This window comes from Halomonas nitroreducens (assembly GCF_003966155.1).
GTDB classification, from domain to species: domain Bacteria; phylum Pseudomonadota; class Gammaproteobacteria; order Pseudomonadales; family Halomonadaceae; genus Halomonas; species Halomonas nitroreducens.
Genome location: NZ_RXNS01000039.1, coordinates 1 through 2405, shown reverse-complemented (window position 1 = coordinate 2405; position 2405 = coordinate 1). Strand labels below are relative to the sequence as shown.

Here is a 2405-nt window from a genome sequence, read left to right as displayed (position 1 = left end):
AGGGCCGCGAGGGCCTGGTCATCCAGGCGCGTGATGTCGGCCAGTTCGACCCGAAGCCGGGTGCTGGCGCGTGCCTCCAGGCACCGCAAGTTGTCCGCGCCGCCCAGGGCCGCGAGCCAGCGTGCGCACTGGTCGGCGGAGATCGCCAGGGCCGGGGTCGACTCGTCGACGGGAGGTGCCGACGACGGCCGGCTGGCGACCTCGCGGCCGTCGTCGGCCATGGCCGCGCGGATCTCGTCGGCCACGCTATCGGCGATGGGGCCGAGGATCACCTGCAGACCGCCGCCGCCCAGGCGCAGGATGCCGCGGGCACCCAGCCCCTTGAGGGCTGCCTCGTCAATGGCCGCACCGTCGGCCACCACCAGGCGCAAGCGGGTGGTGCAGGCGCCGACGCTTTCCAGGTTGGCCGCTCCGCCAAGGGCGGCGACGAAGGCCGGCCCCCGCGCGCCACTAGCACGCGGCCTCGCCTCGGCGGCCTCGCCCTCGGGTTCGCGGCCCGGGGTCGGCAGGTCGAAGCGGGCGATGGCCCAGCGGAAGACGCCGTAGTAGACGACGGCGTAGGCCAGGCCCACCGGGATCATCCGCCAGCCCTGGGTGGAGAGCCCGTAGGACAGCGCATAGTCGAAGGCGCCGGCGGAGAAGGTGAAGCCCAGCTTGACGTCGAGCCAGTGCATCAGCGCCATGGACACGCCGGTCAGCAGCGCGTGTACCAGATAGAGCAGCGGCGCCAGAAACATGAAGGTGAACTCGATAGGCTCGGTCACCCCGGTGAGGAAGGCGGTCAGCGCCAGGGACAGCAGCAGGCCGCCCACCTGGGCGCGACGGCCCCGAGGCGCGGCGTGGTACATGGCCAGCGCCGCCGCCGGCAGGCCGAACATCATCACCGGGAAGAAGCCCGCCATGAAGCTGCCCGCCGAGGGGTCCCCGGCGAAGAAGCGGTTGAGGTCCCCGCTGGCGCCCTCGAAGCTGCCGAACACGAACCACACCAGGCTGTTGAGCACGTGGTGCAGGCCGGTGACGATCAGCAGCCGGTTGAGGGCACCGTAGACGAACAGCCCCAGCTCCCCGGCATCGATCAGCCACTGGCCCAGGGCATCGATGCCCTGCTGCACCGGCGGCCAGACGAGGCCGAAGGCCACCCCGAGCATCACCGCGGCGAGCCCGGTGGCGATGGGCACGAAGCGCCGGCCGCCGAAGAACGCCAGGTAGTCGGGCAGCGCGATGGCCTTGTAGCGGTTGTAGAGCAGCCCCGCCACGCTGCCGATGATGATCCCGGCCAGCACCCCCATGTCGATCTCGGGGTTGAGGGCGGTGAGCACCGCCTCCAGCACCAGGTAGCCGATCACCCCGGCCAGGCCGGCGGCGCCGTTGTTGTCGTCGGCGAAGCCCACCGCCACGCCGATGGCGAAGATCAGCGCCAGGTTGGCGAAGATGGCGTTGCCCGCCTCGGCGATGAAGGGCACATCGAGCAGGTCCGGCTGGCCCAGGCGCAGCAGCAGGCCGGCGACCGGCAGCACGGCGATGGGCAGCATCAGGGAGCGGCCGAGGTGTTGCAGGCCGGCCATGAGTCGGGAACCGAGGGTGGTGCTCATGAGGGCATCCTCTCGCAGGTTGTTGTTGTGGTGGCAGTGGCATCGGCGGCGAACCAGGCTGTGAGGCGCTCGCGGACCGCCGCGGCATCGTCGAGCTCGAGCAGGCCGGGGATCTCGTCGGCCAGGGCGGCGGCGTCCAGGCGCCGCAGGGCGGCCTTGAGCGCCGGCACCCGGGCCGGCTCCACGGAGAGCTCGTCGACGCCGAGGGCCACCAGCAGCGGGCCCGCCAGGTCGTCGCCGGCGGCGGCCCCGCAGACGCCCACCGGACAGGCCCCGGCGGCGCCTTCCACGGTGGCCTTGACCAGCGCCAGCACGGCCGGATGCAGGACGTCCGCCCGCGCCGCCAGGCGCGGCTCCTCGCGGTCCATGGCCAGGGTGTACTGGGTGAGGTCGTTGGTGCCGATGGACAGGAAATCGGCCTCGGCGGCCAGCCGCCGGGCGCCGAGGGCGGCGCTGGGCACCTCGATCATGGCGCCCAGCGCCGGCAACCGGGTCAGGCCCAGGGACTCGGCCAGGCCCTCCAGGCGGCCCCGTACCCAGGCAAGCTCCCCGGCATCGCTGAGCATCGGCACCATGATGCGCAGCCGCTCGGGGGTGGAAACACGCAGCAGCGCCCGCAGCTGGGTGTCGAGCAGCTCGGGATGGCTCTGCCAGAGGCGCGCCCCGCGCACGCCGAGGGCCGGGTTGGGGACCGCCGGCAGGCGCAGGTAGGGCAGCTGCTTGTCGGCGCCGATGTCCAGGGTACGGATGACCACCGGCTTGCCGTCCAGGGCCGCCACCGCAGCCTGGTACTCGCGGTGCTGGTCCGCCTCG

General features: G+C 72.8%; 2 protein-coding genes. Both read right to left on the bottom strand.

Going from position 1 to position 2405, the window contains the following annotated elements; all coding sequences use genetic code 11:
* A partial coding sequence (gene nagE / locus EKG36_RS20340) for an N-acetylglucosamine-specific PTS transporter subunit IIBC (protein ID WP_126487104.1) occupies positions 1-1592 on the bottom strand: 1592 nt, incomplete at its 3' end.
* The coding region (locus tag EKG36_RS20335) for a putative PEP-binding protein (RefSeq protein WP_148113493.1) at positions 1589-2405 on the bottom strand (817 nt) is incomplete at its 5' end. The genes EKG36_RS20335 and nagE, both read right to left, overlap by 4 nt.